The organism is Janibacter sp. CFPM2_SD2, assembly GCF_057364645.1.
Genome location: NZ_JBNFOF010000058.1, coordinates 1 through 15,552 on the forward strand (window position 1 = coordinate 1; position 15,552 = coordinate 15,552).

10 protein-coding genes and 2 pseudogenes are annotated in these 15,552 nt (G+C 73.2%); 5 read left to right on the plus strand and 7 right to left on the minus strand.

Features of this window, described 5'->3' with window-relative positions; translation table 11 throughout:
- Positions 1-185 (minus strand): hypothetical protein (locus AC2W7J_RS07545; protein WP_485981953.1); only part of this gene is annotated, 185 nt, incomplete at its 3' end.
- 337 nt (positions 186-522) lie between these two features.
- Here AC2W7J_RS07545 and AC2W7J_RS07550 point away from each other — a divergent pair.
- Positions 523-2,943 carry an FtsK/SpoIIIE domain-containing protein gene (locus AC2W7J_RS07550; protein ID WP_485981954.1) on the plus strand — a complete coding sequence of 807 codons (2,421 nt, stop codon included), beginning with the start codon at positions 523-525 and terminating at the stop codon, positions 2,941-2,943.
- 44 nt (positions 2,944-2,987) lie between these two features.
- On the opposite strand, the pseudogene AC2W7J_RS07555 reads toward AC2W7J_RS07550, so the two are convergent.
- Positions 2,988-4,692 (minus strand): annotated as a pseudogene (locus AC2W7J_RS07555) (amidase).
- Entirely contained in the window at positions 4,692-5,090 is a 399-nt protein-coding gene (locus AC2W7J_RS07560; RefSeq protein ID WP_485981955.1) for a hypothetical protein, read from the minus strand. The pseudogene AC2W7J_RS07555 and the gene AC2W7J_RS07560 overlap by 1 nt, the downstream one beginning before the upstream one ends.
- Positions 5,091-5,289: 199 nt before the next feature.
- Between AC2W7J_RS07560 and AC2W7J_RS07565 the strand changes: the two genes are divergently transcribed.
- Positions 5,290-5,538 carry a WhiB family transcriptional regulator gene (locus AC2W7J_RS07565; protein ID WP_007925026.1) on the plus strand — a complete coding sequence of 83 codons (249 nt, stop codon included), beginning with the start codon at positions 5,290-5,292 and terminating at the stop codon, positions 5,536-5,538.
- A 74-nt stretch (positions 5,539-5,612) separates the two neighbouring features.
- Here AC2W7J_RS07565 and AC2W7J_RS07570 read toward each other — a convergent pair whose 3' ends face one another.
- Positions 5,613-7,073, minus strand: a complete 1,461-nt coding sequence (locus AC2W7J_RS07570; protein ID WP_485981956.1) for a sensor histidine kinase — start codon at positions 7,071-7,073, stop codon at positions 5,613-5,615.
- Between the two features lie 42 nt (positions 7,074-7,115).
- Entirely contained in the window at positions 7,116-11,900 is a 4,785-nt protein-coding gene (locus tag AC2W7J_RS07575) for an NAD-glutamate dehydrogenase (protein WP_485981957.1), read from the minus strand.
- Between the two features lie 184 nt (positions 11,901-12,084).
- Between AC2W7J_RS07575 and AC2W7J_RS07580 the strand changes: the two genes are divergently transcribed.
- The 3 genes from AC2W7J_RS07580 to AC2W7J_RS07590 are packed head-to-tail and all read left to right on the plus strand — an operon-like array spanning position 12,085 to position 13,415.
- Positions 12,085-12,384: a hypothetical protein gene (locus AC2W7J_RS07580; protein ID WP_421007446.1), complete on the plus strand. Its 300-nt coding sequence runs from the start codon at positions 12,085-12,087 to the stop codon at positions 12,382-12,384.
- Positions 12,381-12,902, plus strand: a complete 522-nt coding sequence (locus tag AC2W7J_RS07585) for a hypothetical protein (protein WP_485981958.1) — start codon at positions 12,381-12,383, stop codon at positions 12,900-12,902. The genes AC2W7J_RS07580 and AC2W7J_RS07585 overlap by 4 nt, the downstream gene beginning before the upstream one ends.
- 30 nt (positions 12,903-12,932) lie before the next feature.
- Complete coding sequence (locus AC2W7J_RS07590; RefSeq protein ID WP_485981959.1) at positions 12,933-13,415, plus strand: DUF2505 domain-containing protein; 483 nt, start codon at positions 12,933-12,935, stop codon at positions 13,413-13,415.
- 204 nt (positions 13,416-13,619) lie between these two features.
- On the opposite strand, the pseudogene AC2W7J_RS07595 reads toward AC2W7J_RS07590, so the two are convergent.
- Positions 13,620-13,878: pseudogene (locus AC2W7J_RS07595) on the minus strand (DUF6912 family protein); the annotation flags it as partial.
- Entirely contained in the window at positions 13,878-15,302 is a 1,425-nt protein-coding gene (locus AC2W7J_RS07600; RefSeq protein WP_485981960.1) for a WS/DGAT/MGAT family O-acyltransferase, read from the minus strand. The pseudogene AC2W7J_RS07595 and the gene AC2W7J_RS07600, both read right to left, overlap by 1 nt.
- Positions 15,303-15,552 lie beyond the last annotated feature (250 nt).

Here is a 15,552-nt window from a genome sequence, read left to right on the forward strand (position 1 = left end):
AACGCGCCGCCACCGCACCCGAGCGCCGCCGCGAGGGTGACGCGCTGCCCGTGGCCCACGTCATCGTGGTCGACGGTGTCGGCGACCGGCGCACCGACCCCGGTCTGCGCACGATCATGAGCGAAGGGGGTCCCGCCCGCGTCCTCGTCATCGCCCTCGCCGACACCCCCGACCAGCTGCCGCACGAGGCCCGGGCCGTGGCCGCCCTCGACGGCGAACGGGTGCGGCTGCTCGTCGCCGGCCAGGAGGCGGCGAGCGGTGTCGTCGACGGCACCGGTGACGCGTGGGGCGCGGCGCCTCGCCGCGGCCCTGACCCCGCTGCGCGACGCCACCCCCGACGCACGGGGCGGGGCCCTGCCCGGCGGCGCACGGCTCGTCGACCTGCTCGACCTCTCCCCCGACGACGCGGATGCGATTCGAGACAGGTGGCACGGACCCTTCGAGACGGCCGCGGGCGGCCTCCGGGCCCTGAGGAACGAGTCCGCGCAGCGGGCGAGTGTCTCGAAGGGCAGAGAACGAAGTGTGGATCTCGAGGTCACCGTCGGGGCGGCGGGCGACGGGGACTTCCGCATCGACCTGCGTCGCGACGGGCCGCACGCGCTCGTCGCGGGCACGACCGGATCGGGCAAGTCCGAGTTCCTCCAGAGCTGGGTCGCCACCCTCGCGGCGCACCTGTCGCCGCAGGAGATGACCTTCGTCCTCGTCGACTACAAGGGCGGGGCGGCCTTCGCCGAGTGCGCGCGGCTGCCGCACACGGTCGGCATGGTCACCGACCTCGACCCGGCCGCGGCCGAACGCGCCCTGACCAGCCTCGACGCCGAGCTGACCCGCCGCGAGCACGTCCTCGCCGCGTCGGGGGCCAAGGACATCGACGACCACCGGGGCGACCCGCTGCCCCGGCTGATGATCGTCATCGACGAGTTCCGCATGCTCGCCGAGGAGCAGCCCGACGTCATGGCCCACCTCATGCGCATCGCTGCCGTCGGCCGCTCGCTCGGCGTGCACCTCGTGCTCGCCACCCAGCGCCCCGGCGGCATCGTCTCGGCGGACATCAAGGCCAACGTCAACCTGCGCATCGCGCTGCGCGTGCGCGACCGCGCCGACAGCGACGACGTCATCGGTTGCCCCGACGCGGCCGAGATCCCCGAGACGGCCCCCGGGCCGGGCCCTGGCGAGTACGGTGGTGGTCCGCCGCGCGCCTTCCAGACCGGCCGGGTCGCCGGGCACGCCGCCGGTGTCGGCGGTGCGCTGCTCGTGCGCCTCCCCGGCGAGGCCTGGCCTACGCCGCCCATCGTCGACGACCTCGGGCCGACCGACCTGCAGCGTCTCGTGCGCACGATGACCCGGGTGGCGCAGTCGCTGGCCATCCCGGCACCCCACCGACCCTGGCTGCCGCCGCTGCCGGAGAGCATCGAGGCGGCGCGGCTGCCCGACGACGAGGTGACGGGGGCTCCCTTCGGCCTCGTGGACCTGCCGGCGCAGCAGCGCCAGTCACCGCTGGAGTGGGCGACCACCGACGGTCACTGGATGCTCGTCGGCGGTCCCGGCTCCGGTCGGACCACGGCCCTCGCCTCGCTCGTCACCGCTGCCACGCAACGGTGGTCGGCGGACCGGCTGCAGGTGCAGGTCGTCGGTGACGGGTCCGCGCGGCTGGCCGGGCTGTCCGCCTTGCCGCACGTCGGGAGCATCGTCGACGGGGAGGAGGCGACAGTCGTAGGCCGCTTCCTCGAGCGCCTCGAGTCCGACCTCTCGGCGCGGCGAGCAGCGTTGCGGGCCAGCGGTCACCCGACCCTCGACGCGTGGTGGGCCACCCACGAGCGCGAAGGGGGTCCGCCTCCCCCGCCGCACCTGCTCCTGGCGATCGACGGCTGGGGCCGGGTGACGCGGCCGCGGGGCTCGCTCGACCTCGGTGAGACGGCCGAGACCCTCGAGACGCTCATGCGCGACGGCGTCGCCCTCGGGCTGCGCGTCGTCGTCGCAGGTGGCCGCGAGCTGCTGTCCGGCCGGGTCTCCTCCCTCGTCGGCACCCGCCTCGTGCTGCACCTGAGCGACCGGGGCGAGGCCGCCCTGGCCGGACTCACCCGCAACGAGGTCTCGGACCGGCTCGTCCCCGGTCGGGCTCGGCTCCAGCCGGGCGGCGACCTCGTGCAGGTGGCGCTGCCGTCACTTGCCCCCTCTGGAGGGGGCGAAGCGGCCGCACCCCCGTGGGTCGTCGAGGAGCTGCCAGGGTCGGTGCCGCTCGTCGTGCTGCCCGCAGCGGATCGGGAGCGGATCCCGCTGGGGCTCGGTGGTTCGGGTCACGAGCCCGTGGTGTGGCGGACGGACGGCGCACGGCGCTTCCTCGTCTGCGGCCCGCCGCGCAGTGGTCGGTCGACGGCGCTGTCACTGCTCGCCCGTCAGGTGGTCGCCTCCGGGCAGCCGCTCGTCGTCATCGGCTCGGGGGCGGTCGCCGACGGGCTCGACTGCCCGGTCCTCGGCCCGGACGACCGGGACGAGCTGATCGCGCTGCGCCAGCAGCACCCCGACCTCGCGGTCATCGCGGACGACCTCGACCGGCTCGAGGGCGCGCCGGTCGCCGACGTGCTCAAGGAGATCCTGCGCCGCCTCGACGCCGACCGCGGGCTCGTCATCGGCGCGACGGCCACCCCAGACGGCCCGTCGGCCCAGGTGCGCGGGGCTGGTCTCCGACCTCGCGCGCACCCGCACCGGCCTGCTCCTCCAGCCGTCGGCCCGGTCAGACGGCGACGCGCTCGGCCTGCGGGTCCCGCCCCTGCCGCGCGTGGCCGGTCGGGGATACCTCGTCGTCGACGGCGCGGCCGAGGAGGTGCAGGTCGCGCTTCCGCGGGTCGAGGTAACAGCGACCGGATAGACGGTCGGGGATACCTCCACCCGCCTGCTAGGGCGCTCGGGGCACCTACCAGCGAGGTGCCAGCGACCGGATAGTCGGTCGGGGATACCTCGACCCACTCAGCCGGGGGCCGGCGCGCTCACTCCAGCCGCGGCGTGCGCGGGGGCTCGGTGCGCCGCTGACCCGTCGCCTCGAAGGCCGCGGCGATCGTCAGCAGGCGGTTGTCGTCCCAGCCGCGTCCGGCGATGGTCAACCCGATCGGCATGCCGATGTCGCTCATCGTGCCCATCGGCACCGTGACCGTCGGGATGCCGAGGTGGCGCGGAACGAGATTGCCGTTGGCCACCCACACGCCGTTGCGCCACGCGAGGTCGGCCGACTCCTCACGCACATCCGCATCGGCCGGCCCGACGTCGGCCACCGCCGGGAAGATCACCGCGTCGAGCCCCAGGTCGTCCATCCACGCCTCGAGGTCGACGCGGCGCGTCTCCTCCAGGCCACGCAGACCCCCTTCGAGCAGGGGCAGGGTCGTGACGTCCTCGACCACCCCTGCCTGCCGCGCCCGGGTGACGTAGTCGGCGAGGTCGAAGTCGAGCTCGCCGTAGCGGTCGGGCAGCGCGCCCTCGGGGTGCGGGAAGATCCGCGGGCCGTCGACGTCGGCGAGCCGGTGCAGCGCGGGGTCGCCGTTGGCCCGCAGGAAGGTCTCCCACCCCCACATCGACTGCTCCCAGATCTCCTCCTCGAGATAGCCCTCCGGCAGCAGCCCACGCGTCGCGATCGTCGGCGCACCGGCACGGTCGCCGTCGTAGTTGGACACCACGGGGAAGTCGGTCTCGACGACCTCCGCCCCCGCCGCCTCGAGATCCGCCCGCGCCGCCGAGAAGAGCTCCAGCGAGCTCGGTCGCGGCACGATCCGCTCGCCGATCGGCCCGCCGAAGCCGACGCCCGTGCCCGCCTCCTCGTCGGTGCCGAGGTACATCCGCGGCACGCCGAGCCGCAGCCCGCGCCAGCGTGCCGCGCCGTCCGCGGCGAGCGCCGGGTAGGACCCCCGGCCGCACCTGCGAGGCCGCGGGCACCTCGATCCACGGCTGGGTGCGCCACAGGTCACCCGTGGTGTCCGAATCGTCGGCGACGACCACGTCGAGCACCTCGAGCAGGTCGGCCATCGTCCGGGCGTGCGGCACGACGACGTCCATCGACGGCACGAGCGGCCAGTTGCCCCGCACCGAGATCACGCCCCGCGAGGGCGTGTAGGCGCACAGCGCGTTGTTGCTCGCCGGTGCCCGCCCGGAGGACCAGGTTTCCTCCCCCAGGCCGAAGGCCGCGAAGCTCGCCGCCGTCGCCGTCCCCGAGCCGTTGGAGCTGCCGGAGCCGAAGGCCGCGGTGAGGTAGTCGCCGTTGTAGGGGCTCTCGGCCCGCCCGTAGACCCCGCGCTGCATGCCGCCGTTGGCCATGGGCGGCATGTTGGTGAGCCCGATGAGCACGGCACCAGCGCCGCGCAGCCGCTCGATGGTGAAGGCATCGCGCTGCGCGACGAGGTCGGCGAAGGCCGGCGACCCGCTGGCACAGGTGAGCCCGGTGGCGAGGTAGGAGTCCTTGGCCGTGTAGGGGATGCCGTCGAGCGGGCCGAGAGTCTCCCCCTTCGCCCGGCGGGCATCGCTGGCGCGGGCATCGTCGAGGGCCGCGGGGTTGGGCACGACGACGGCGTTGAGCCGTGGGCCGGCGGAGTCGTATGCCTCGATGCGGGCCAGGTAGGCGCGGACCAGCTCCTCGCTCGTCGTCTCCCCCGACTCCAGCGCAGCACGAAGGGAGGCGATGCTCGCCTCGACGACGTCGAAGCCCATCACGCCACCCCGTCCGGCAGGTGCGGCGAGGGCGCCATGAGCGCCGCGACGGCCCCGGCGAGCGCCAGGGCCGCGAGCCCCAGGCCGAACGACAGGCCGTTGGTCTGGGCCAGGGTCCAGGCGGCGGGCAGGAGCAGGACGTTCCACACGATCGTCGGGCTGCGGGGCCACAGCGCGCCCTTGACCCATGCCCCGGCGAGGACGGCGAGCAGGATCGCGAAGATGATCGCGACGACCATCGACATCGACGCGGTGCTCGGGTCCTCTGCCCGCCCGTCGGCCAGCTCGAGCCCGTAGATCGCGGCCGTCGCGAGGAGCAGGAGGGCCTCGACGGCGCTCACCGCAGCGGCGGCGAGGGCAGGTGGTGTGGGGCGCGAAGGGGGGTTGCTCGGGGTCACGTCCTGCAGCGTAGGTGACCCAACACACGCCGTGCGGGAACAAAGCTGTCGTCCCACACTGTTGGCATACGCCGCAGTAGCGTGAACAATGATGTGTGTTTTGGGTCGTGGACGCCCCCGGCGGGCATGACCCAACGTCGGCCCCGGCCAGCAACACACAGCGTGCACGACCTCCCCGACGACAAGGAGCACCACCCCCATGGATTGGCGCGACCGCGCAGCGTGTCTCGACGAAGATCCCGAGCTCTTCTTCCCCATCGGCAACACCGGCCCAGCGATCGCGCAGATCGAAGAGGCCAAGAAGGTGTGCCGCCGGTGCGAGGTCGTCGACACCTGCCTGAAGTGGGCCATCGAGTCCGGCCAGGACGCCGGTGTCTGGGGTGGCCTCTCCGAGGACGAGCGCCGCGCGCTCAAGCGTCGCAAGGCCCGCGCCCGCCGCGCCGGCTGACGTCCACCCCCTGACCGCGCCGTCTCCGAGCACCCGCTCGGGGGCGGTTTCGTCATGTCCGCGACGGTGCCAGGTCAGCCGTCGACCGGCCGCAGCCGCGCGCTGAAGCGCACCCGGGTGCCGCGGGGCTCGGCATCGTCCCAGCGAATCTGCCCGCCGAGGTCGTGGACCATCGAGGTGACGATGCGCGTGCCCAGGCCCGCCTTGCTCGGGCGAAATCCCGTCGGCAGACCCTGCCCGTCGTCGACGACGGTCACCCGCAGGATATCGACGTCGCCCTCGGTGCTGCGCTCGGCCTCGACCGAGACCGTTCCGCCCTCGGGCACCCCGTGCTCGACGGCGTTCTGGATCAGCTCGCTGAGGATCAGCCCGACGGCCGTCGCGTCCTCGGCCCGCATCATCCCGAAGGACCCCGCGAAGCGGGAGTCGATCGCCCCCGTCGTGCGCGCCACCTCGACGATCGCACGCAGACCGCGCACCGCGACGTCGTCGAAGTCCAGCGCCTCGGCGAATCCGGTGCTCAGCGCCTCGTAGATCATGGCGATCACCCCGACCCGACGGACCGCCTCGTCCAGGGCCGTGCGGGCGACCCCGTCGGGCACCCGTCGCGACTGCATCCGCAGCAGGGCGGCGACGGTCTGCAGGTTGTTCTTGACCCGGTGGTGGATCTCCCGGATCGTCTGGTCCTTGGTCATCAGCTCGTCGCCGCGCCGCCGCAGCTCGGAGACGTCGCGCGCGAGGACGATCGCGCCGTGCCGCTCGCGGCCGTGCATGAGCGGCACGCCGCACGCAGCGAGCGCAGCGCCGTTGGCGGCGAGATCGGAGCGCCACGCGGCCCGACCCATGGCGACGAGGGCCAGCCCCTCGTCGAGCTGCCCCGGCTGCCCGGCGACACCGCTGATCACCTGGAGCAGGACCTCGCCCTCGATCGGGCCCTGGTGACCGAGCTTGCGGATCGCGCTGAGCGCATTGGGCGAGGCGTAGTGCACGACACCCGCGACGTCGAGCCGCATGACGCCGTCACCGACGCGGGGTGCGCCCCGGCGGGCACCGCTCGGTGACCCGGTCGTCGGCCACGTGCCCTCGGCGACCATGAGGAAGAGCTCGTCGCTCATGTGACCGTAGCTCTCCTCGAGGCGCGTCTGCGGCCGACCGCTGTCGAGCTGGTCGTGCACGCTGAGCACGCCGATCATGCGACCGGCCCGACGCACCGGGCGAGCCCGCTCGTGGAGCAGGTCCTGCCCGCGCTCGCGCACGTGCTCGCTCTGCCCGTCGCGCACCGCCCGGCTCACGAGGTCCCCGAAGACCGCCGCCTCGCCCTGGCCGACGATGTCCTCGACGAAGACCATCGGGCCGGTCATGGGGCGGGTGTGCGCGGCGGCGACCCACCCCTCCTCGCGCGGGAGCCACAGCACGAGGTCGCTGAAGGACAGGTCGGCGAGCAGGTGCCAGTCCTCGACGAGCAGGTGGAGCCACTCGGTGTCCGCAGCCTCGAGGCCGGGGGTGGTCCGCAGGAAGTCCGACAGTGTCCGCACGTCGCGATCCTAGTGACGTGCGGACACTGCCGGACCGGGTGATCAGCGGGTGACCGAGCGCAGCGTGCGCAGCGCGACCGAGAGCGCGGCGACCCCCGGCGAGGGCAGCTGGCGGATCCCGGCGAGCTGGGTCTGCACGCGCTCGACGGCCTCGTCGTGCTCGCGCGACCACTCCGCGAGCCGGGCCGAGGCGTCGCCGCCCTCGCGCTCGAGCACGGCACTCGTCAGCGACTGGAGGGTCGCGTAGAGGTCGTCGCGCAGGGCGCCGCGGGCCATCGCATCCCACTGCTCCTCACGGGGCAGGCGGGTGACCATGATGAGCAGCTCGTCGATGCCGAAGGTCTCGGAGACCTGGTAGTAGGTCTCGGCGACCTCGAGCAGCTCGCGACCGCTCTCGTGCGCCATGTCGACGATGTCGAGCACGGAGTAGAGGTCGAGCAGGATCGCGGTGCGCCGCGCGAGGTCGCTCGGCACGCCCGCGTCGACGAGGTCCTGCGTCTTGCGCCCGAGACGCTCCGCCTGGGAGCCGCGCAGCAGGTCGGGGATCTGCGGCGCCAGCGTCGAGACCGGCTCGCCGAAGCGCTCGATCTCGCCGGTCACGTCGAGCTTGCCCGCGCGGTTGGCGAGGAACCACCGCACCGCACGGTCCATGAGCCGGCGCAGCTCGAGGTAGAGCCGGGTCTGGGTCTGCGTCGGCACGACGTTGTCGAGCGCCTCGACCCGGGCGACGAAGTCGTCGAGGCCGAAGATCTGCCGGGCCACGAGGAAGGCTCGCGCCACCTGCGCTGACGTCGCGCTCGTCTCCTCGACGGCCCGCTGGACGAAGGTGATGCCGCCCCGGTTGACGAGGTCGTTGGCGACGGCGGTCGTCACGATCTCCCGACGAAGGGGGTGTGCCTGCAGCTCGTCGTGGAAGCGCTCGCGCAGCGGCGTCGGGAAGTAGTCCGTCAGCTGTCGCTCGGTCGCCGGGTCGTCGGGCAGGTCGGAGTCGAGCAGGTCGGACTTGAGCGCCAGCTTCGAGTAGGCGAGCAGGACCGACAGCTCCGGCGAGGACAGGCCCTGACCGGCGTCGAGGCGGTCGTGCACCTCGGAGCTGCTCGGGAGGAACTCCAGCCCGCGGTCGAGCTCGCCCCGCTCGGTGAGGGACTCCATGAGCCGCTCGTGGACGACGAGCATGTCGCCGTGCTGGGCGCGGGCATTGCCGAGCAGCACGTTCTGCTCGTAGTTGTCGCGCAGGACCTGGTCGGCGACCTCGTCGGTCATCGACGCGAGCAGCTCGACGCGGGCGTCCTCGTCGAGGGAGCCGCGGCGGATCGCCTCGCCGAGCAGGATCTTGATGTTGACCTCGTGGTCGGAGGTGTCGACGCCGGCGGAGTTGTCGACGGCGTCGGTGTTGACGCGCACGCCCGCCCCGGCCGCCTCGATCCGGCCGCGCTGGGTGGCACCCAGGTTGCCCCCTTCGCCGATGACGCGGGCACGGACCTGCCCTCCGTCGACGCGGATGGCGTCGTTGGCCCGGTCCCCCACCTCGGCGTGGGACTCGTCGGCGGCCTTGACATAGGTGCCGATGCCGCCGTTCCACAGCAGGTCGACGGGCGCCTGGAGGATGAGGTGGATCAGCTCGGTGGGCGTCATCGACGTCGCCCCGTCGAGTCCGAGCGCGGCCGCTGCCTGCTCGCTCACGGGGATCGACTTCGCGCTGCGCGACCAGACGCCGCCGCCCTCGCTGATCAGGGAGCGGTCGTAGTCGTCCCACGTGCTGCGCGGCAGGTCGAAGAGCCGGCGGCGCTCGGCGAAGGAGGCCGCCGCGTCGGGCTGCGGGTCGATGAAGACATGCAGGTGGTTGAAGGCCGCGACGAGGCGGATGTGCTCGGACAGCAGCATGCCGTTGCCGAAGACGTCACCGCTCATGTCGCCGATGCCGACGACGGTGAAGTCCTCGGTCTGCGTGTCGTGGCCGAGCTCGCGGAAGTGCCGCTTGACCGACTCCCACGCGCCGCGCGCGGTGATGCCCATGCCCTTGTGGTCGTAGCCGACCGAGCCGCCGGAGGCGAAGGCGTCATCGAGCCAGAAGCCGTACTCACGGGCGATCGAGTTGGCCAGGTCGGAGAAGGTCGCCGTGCCCTTGTCGGCGGCGACGACGAGGTAGGAGTCGTCACCGTCGTGCCGCACGACCCGCTCGGGCGGCACGATCGCGCCGTCGACGCGGTTGTCGGTCACGTCGAGCAGGCCGGAGATGAAGGCCCGGTAGGCCGAGCGGCCCGCCTCCATCCACGCCTCGCGGTCGACCGACGGGTCGGGCAGCTGCTTGCCGAAGAAGCCGCCCTTGCTGCCCGTCGGGACGATGACGGCATTCTTGACCATCTGCGCCTTGACGAGGCCGAGGACCTCGGTGCGGAAGTCGTCGCGCCGGTCGCTCCAGCGCAGGCCGCCGCGGGCCACCGCGCCGAAGCGCAGGTGGACGCCCTCGACCTGCGGGCTGTGCACCCAGATCTCGAAGGCCGGGTGCGGCTTGGGCATGTCGGGCACGCGGGCCGGCTCGAGCTTGAGCGAGATCCGCGGCAGCGGCTCCCCCTGCGCGTCCCGGACGAAGTAGCTCGTGCGCAGCGTCGCAGCCATGACGCCGACGAAGGCCCGGATGATCCGGTCGTGCTCGAGGGAGGTGACCTCCTCGAGCGCGTCGTGGATGCGCTGGGTCACCTCGGCCTCGGCAGCGGTCCGCTCGTCGTCGGCGAGGCCGCCGTAGCGCTCGGGGTCGAAGCGGGTCTCGAAGAGCTCGACGAGGTCGCGGGCGATCTCGTGGTTGTCGACGAGCGCGGCCTCGAGGCTGGTCTGCCCCCAGCTGCCGCCGGCCTGGCGCAGGTAGCGGCCGATGGCGCGCAGCAGCGCGACCTGCCGCCAGGTGAGCCCGGCGCGGATGACGAGCGCGTTGAAGCCGTCGGACTCGGTGCGCCCGGCGCGCACGGCGATGACCGTGGACTCGACGAGCTCGCGCAGGTCCTCGTGGCTGCGCGACTCCCACAGGGCGGCGTCGGGTACCCGCAGGCTCATGTCGTAGACGCCTGCGGTGACCCCGTCGGCCCGGGTGAGCGTGTAGGGCTCCTCCTCGATGACCTGGGTGCCGAGGTCACGGAAGATCGGCATGAGGTCGTCGAGGATCAGCTCGTCGAGGCTGAAGAGCTTGATCCGGCGGATGCGCGGGTCCTCGCCGCCGCCGTGGCCGCGACGGGGGTCGTAGAGAGCACAGGCGAAGGGGGTGTCCGTACCGAGGCGGACGAGGTTCTTCAGGTCCGCCACGGCCTGGGCGGCGTCGAAGTCGTCCTCGTAGTCGACGGGGAATCCGCCGGCCCACGGGGCGATGAGCTCGCCCGCGACCTCGGACCCGACGAGCTCGTCGGCGCGCCGCACGAGGCGCTCCTCCCACGTCAGGGTCGCGTCGGCGACCGCACGCTCGAGGTGGCGCTGGGCCTCGCCGATGGGCATGTGGACGCCCTGCGAGCCGCGCAGGATGTAGTAGAGCCGGGCCATCGGCTCCTCGGAGACGTGCGCGGTGAAGCTGACCTCGTCCGCACCAGTCGCCTCGCGCAGCTCGTCCTCGACGCGGTGCCGCACCGTCGTCGTGTAGCGGTCGCGGGGCAGGTAGATGATCGCGGAGACGAACTGCCCGCCGGTGTCGAGCCGCAGGAAGGTCGCCGTGCGCATCCGGTGGACCATCTTGAGGATCGAGGTGACGACCTGGCTGAGGTGCGCGACCGGCGCCTGGAAGAGCTCGTCGCGGGGGAAGGTCTCGAAGAGCCGCATCGCGAAGGCACCCGAGTGGCTGTCGCGGGCCCAGCCAGAGTCGGCGAGGATCTGCTGCACCTTGTCGGAGATGAGCGGGATCGTCAGCACCGAGCTCGTGTAGGCGGTGGACGCGAAGAGCCCGGCGAGACGGCGTTCGACGAGCCGGCCCTCGGCGTCGCGGAAGCGCACGGCGATGAGGTCGGGGTGGGCGACGCGGTGCACCGGCAGCACGGCGTGCGACTTGCCGATCGCGAGGCAGTCGACGTCCTCGCCGCCGCCCCCGAGCGGCGTGATCGCCTCGGCGGTCGTGTCCTCGCGCAGCACGCCCAGGCCGCTGCCGGCCATGGGAGTGATCTCGCCGCCGTCGATGGTGTGGTCGCGCGAGCCGATGAAGGTGAAGTGGTCGTCGACGAGCCAGCGCAGGAACTCCGCGGCCGCGGTCTGCGACTCGCTGCTGCCGACGCCGCGCCCCTCGTCGAGCGCGGTCACGAGCTCCCCCACCGCCGCCGACATCTGGTCCCAGTCGTCGACCGCCGCGGCGACCGCGTCGACGACCTCGGAGACGCGGTCCTCGACGATCGCCATGTCGCAGCGGTCGGCGAGCTCGATCCGGATCCACGACTCGTCGTGCAGGTCGGCGTCGGGGTGCGGCGTGCGCGGGTCGGCGTCGAGCACCTCGACGAGTCGACCCTCGGCGTCGCGGCGGACGACGAAGAGCGGGTGGATGAGCAGGGAGACCCCGATGCCCTCGGCCCCGAGCTCACCCAGGACCGAGTCGACGAGGAAGGGCCGGTCGGAGGTCACGATGTGCAGCACGCCGTCGGCGGCCCGGACGATCGACTCACCCGGCGCCCGCGTCGCCGCCACCTCACGATGGCTGGTGGCCATCGCCACCAGGTCGTCGACGGAGCGGCCACCCAGGGCCGTCGCGTCGACATGTCGCAGGTACCGCTCGACGAAGGGGGCGTCCGCGCCGGCCGCGGTGGCGGCGTCGGCAAGAGGGCCTTCGGTGTCGGTGGCGGGGTGGGCAGGCAACTGTGCCATGGATGGGCGTCCTCGGTCGCGTCGTCACGTGTCGCGGGACCTCGTCGTCCCGCTCACGACGAGCGTAGCCCCCTATGACACGCGTCACGTGCACCCCCCACAGCGGGTCCGGCAGGGGCGGCGCGCGGCCCCTGTGGACGGCCTCCGACCCCGGGACCACGCCCGTCGCTAGGCTGACCGGACCATGCCCCCTTCGCACCCTCGCCCCGAGGACATCCAGGTGCTCGCCGACGCCCTGTCCGCCACGGGCGAGCACACTGCGGCCGCCGGCGAGCTGCTGCTCGACCACCTCGTGACCGTCGGGGACCACGCGACCCAGCAGGCGCTCGACGCCATGGTCGACGATGCCGTCGACGGCCTCCGCGAGATCTCGGCGGGCTGCCGCGAGCTGGCGCTCTCCCTCGGACCAGTGGCCACCCGGGCCAGCGCCTCCGACCGTGCCACGGGCACCGGGACCCGACCACAGGTGCGGGAGCTGCGATGAGCCACCCCCTGCTGGGCGACCCCGGCTCGCTGAGCGCTCTGGCGGCCTCCCTGCGGAGCCGTGCCGTGGTGCTGCACGCCGATGCGCAGGCCCTGCGCCTGGCCCTGGCGGAGGCCTCGCCGGGCTGGCGCGGTCCGAGCGCCCTCGAGCGACGCCAGCAGGCCGAGCAGCTCGCCGAGGCCACCTCGGCCACCGCCGGTGCGATGGACGCGTGCGGCCGCAGCCTGCACTCGACCGCCACCGAGCTCGCCGAGGCGATCGCCCGCCTGCGGGCGATCGAGGAGGAGGCACAGGCCGCAGGCCTGGCCGTGCGTGACGGCTCGGTCGAGCGTGGCTGGGGCATCGCGGGCGTCGCCGACGCCCGCTCGGTCGAGCAGTCCGAGCGACTGCGCGAGTCCCTGCAGGAGCGCATCCACCAGGTCGTGTCGGTCCTCGGCCGCCACCGCGCGCTGCTCGCTGCCGAGTGCGCTCGGGCGAGCGAGCTGCTGCGCTCGACGAGCACAGCGCTGCGCTCCTGACTCCGGGGCCCGCAGCGCTAGCGTGTGCCCATGAGGATCACCCGTGAGGCCGCCCTGCCCGCCGGCGTCGAGGACGCCTTCGCCGTCGTCGAGTCGCAGGACTACCAGGAGGCCAAGGTCGAGCCGCTCCCCGGATCGACGGCGACGGTGACGCGCACCGGCGACGCCGTCGTCGTCCAGACCACCCGGGTGCTGCCGACGGCCGGCATGCCGGGCCCGGTCGTCTCGATGGTCGGCGAGACGCTGCGGATCGACGAGCAGCAGACCTGGCACCCGCCGACCGCCGACGGCTCGCGGCGCGCCGACATCGACCTCACGGTCGCCGGTGTGCCGCTGCGCATGCGCGGCACCATCGACCTCTCCCCCGCCGGCACCGAGTCGCGCCTGGCCTTCGCCGGAGACCTGACCTGCTCGATCCCGCTCATGGGCAAGAAGGTCGAGCAGGCGGCCCAGCCGGCCGTCGTCGACTCGATCGACGCCGAGGTCCGCCTGCTGACCGAGCGCCTCGCCTGACTCGCCCGCGCCACACGATGGCGAAACCCTGCAAGACCCTAGGGTTTTGCAGGGTTTCGCCGTCGCGCGGGGGGCCTACTCGGCGGCGAGGTCAGCGAGCTCGGTGACGTCGTACCAGAGCAGGTCGTCGTAGCCGGCGCCGACCTCCCCTTCGTCCTCCTCGACGTGGAAGCTCACGATGTCGGCGAGCTCGACGACGACGGCCGCGTCGAGCCGGCCGGTGTCACCGGTGCCCGGCGCGTCCGGCAGGTCCGCCGAGGCGACGACGCGACGCCCGGGGGCCGAGGTCGCGGGCGGCGTCGAGCGCCTGGCACATCGCCTCGAACTCGAGGTCCTCCTCGTCGGCCGTCGGGTCGAGGGCGCGGACCGCGTTCGTCACGGCGAAGGGGGCGCGCTCCGGCAGTCGTCCCGGGGCCGGCACCGCCGCGAGCTCACCGAGGAGCATCGGCACGTAGACGCGCATCAGGCACGCCCCCTCGGGGCCGAGCGCAGCTCGGCGAGCGAGTCGTCGATGGAGCGGGCGAGCACGTCGAGGTCGGCCATCGAGTCACGGTCACCCGTGAGCCCGTAGTAGACCTTGCCGTCGTAGGAGGTCAGGCCGATCGACAGGCCCTGGCCGCGACCGAGCGGCATGACCGGATAGGTCTCGATGAGCTGGCAGCCCTCGACCTCCAGTGACTGCTGGGGGCCGGGGACGTTGGTGATGACGAGGTTGAAGAGCCGTCGGCTCATGGCACTGCCGAGCCGGGCCCCGAGCGTGTGCAGGGTCGGCGGGGCGAAGCCTCCGATGCCGGCCAGCGACGTCGCACCGACCCCCTCGACGGAGGTCGACTCGATCTGCTGGCGCATGGCGAAGGCGATCTGGTGCAGCCGCATCGACGGCGTGTTCTCCCCGATCGGCAGGTCGATGAAGCACGCGGCCATGGCGTTGTCGGTGAGCGGGTCGCCGGACCCGTCGACGATGCTCAGCGGCACCATGACCCGCAGGGTCGTCGTCGCGGTGACCGGCAGACCGCGGGTCTGCATCCAGGCGCGCAGGGCGCCGGTGATCGTCGCGAGGACGACGTCGTTGATCGACACGTCGTCGACGTAGCGGCCGCGGGTGAGGCGGCTGCGGATCTTGCGGTAGTCGTCGAGGTCGGTCTGCACCATGACATAGCGCCGAGCAGCCCCGACGGTGGTGCGCAGCGGTGAGCTCGGGGCGGGACGGGTCCCGACGCGGGCGAGGGTCGAGGCGACCCGGCCGGCCGTCGCGGTGAGGTCCCGCCCGGTCTGGGAGACGTCGCGGAGGCCGGAGCCGATGCCGCGCACGACACGTGCGGGGTTGAGGACCGAGCCGAGCAGCGCGTCGGTCACCATGCGCACGTCGGAGGGGGCCTTGCGCGGCTCGCCGGCCCGCTCGTCGACGGGCACGGCGTCGGGGTCGATGAGCAGCTGGGCGAGGTCGACCGCGTGGATGCCGTCGACCATCGCCTGGTGCGCCTTCGTCACGACGGCGAAGCGGCCACCCTCGAGGCCCTCGACGAAGTAGGCCTCCCAGAGCGGACGGGCACGGTCGAGCGGTCGGGCCATGATCCGGCCGATGAAGTCCTCGAGGTCGGCCGCGCCACCCGGCGCCGGGATCGCCGAGCGACGCACGTGGTAGCCGATGTCGAAGTGCGCGTCGTCGACCCACACGGGGTTGTCGATCCTCGCCGGCACCTCGCGGATGCGCTGGCGGTAGCGCGAGTGCCCGGCGATGCGGTCCCCGACCACGGCGACGAAGCGGTCGTAGTCGAAGCCCTCGGCAGACGGCTCGAAGACCATGACCGACCCCACATGCATGGGCAGCGTCGGCTCCTCCAGGTAGAGGAAGGACGCGTCGAGGGCTCCGAGTCTGTTCACCACGGGCTCATCGTGGCACGTGCGCCGCACCGGTGGCAGGCCCGACCACGACGAGTGATCCGCGTCGTACCCGCGCGCGGCTCGGGCACCCGACCTCGCGGGCGACCGCACTCAGGCGCGTCGCAGCAGCCGACGCCGCGGACCGGCGGGGGCCGAGGGTGCCGCGACGCCGAGCAGGTCGGCCGCGAGCCCGGCGATCGCTGCCCGCAGCGGACTGCCCGGGGCGGCCTCGGCGAGGGTGTGCCCGGCGAGC